Consider the following 629-nt stretch of genomic DNA (forward strand, 5'->3'; position numbering starts at 1 on the left):
GCGTAACATCGTTCGCCACCCAACCCGCCAGAGTCAGTCCGGCGTGTTGTATTACCTGTGCAGTCAACATCGCGTGATTAATACAGCCGAGTTTCACACCAACTACCAGTATCACCGGCAGTTGTTCCTGTGTTACCCAATCTGCAAAAGTGAAAGTGTCAGAAAGCGGCGTAAACCAGCCGCCAGCACCTTCCACTAACACCCAGTCAGCCTGTTGTTCAAGCGCGCGTAATCCGGCGCTCATTACCAATGATTCTATCGGTCTGCCCTCTTGCGCGCTGATGATGTGCGGCGAAGTGGGTTCTGCGAAGGTGTAAGGATTTACTGTTGCGTAATCCAGCTGCAGGCTGCTGTTGCGCTGTAACGCCAGCGCGTCGCTATTGCGTAAACCTTCCGGGGTCTTTTCGCTGCCAGAGGCGACCGGTTTATAACCTGCCGTCCGGTAGCCTGCTGCCTTTGCGGCTTGTAAAAGTGCACAACTGGCGACAGTTTTCCCCACTTCGGTATCCGTTCCGGTGACAAAATAACGTTTACTCACGAGCAATCACTCCCAAAAAAAGATGATACGTCAGAGGATATCGCCCCTGCTGTTGCGGCCAGGCCAGTTGCAATCGCTGCAACTGCGAACG

The 629-nt window shown here is 53.7% G+C and carries 1 protein-coding gene; it reads right to left on the reverse strand.

Translation table 11 applies throughout. The features are described from left to right. The coding region (gene bioD / locus J5M58_RS25880) for a dethiobiotin synthase (protein WP_207880160.1) at window positions 1-538 on the reverse strand (538 nt) is incomplete at its 3' end. Window positions 539-629: the final 91 nt, after the last annotated feature.

The sequence above is a fragment of the Pseudomonas sp. 32_A genome (assembly GCF_017490905.1).
Taxonomy (GTDB): domain Bacteria; phylum Pseudomonadota; class Gammaproteobacteria; order Pseudomonadales; family Pseudomonadaceae; genus Aquipseudomonas; species Aquipseudomonas inefficax.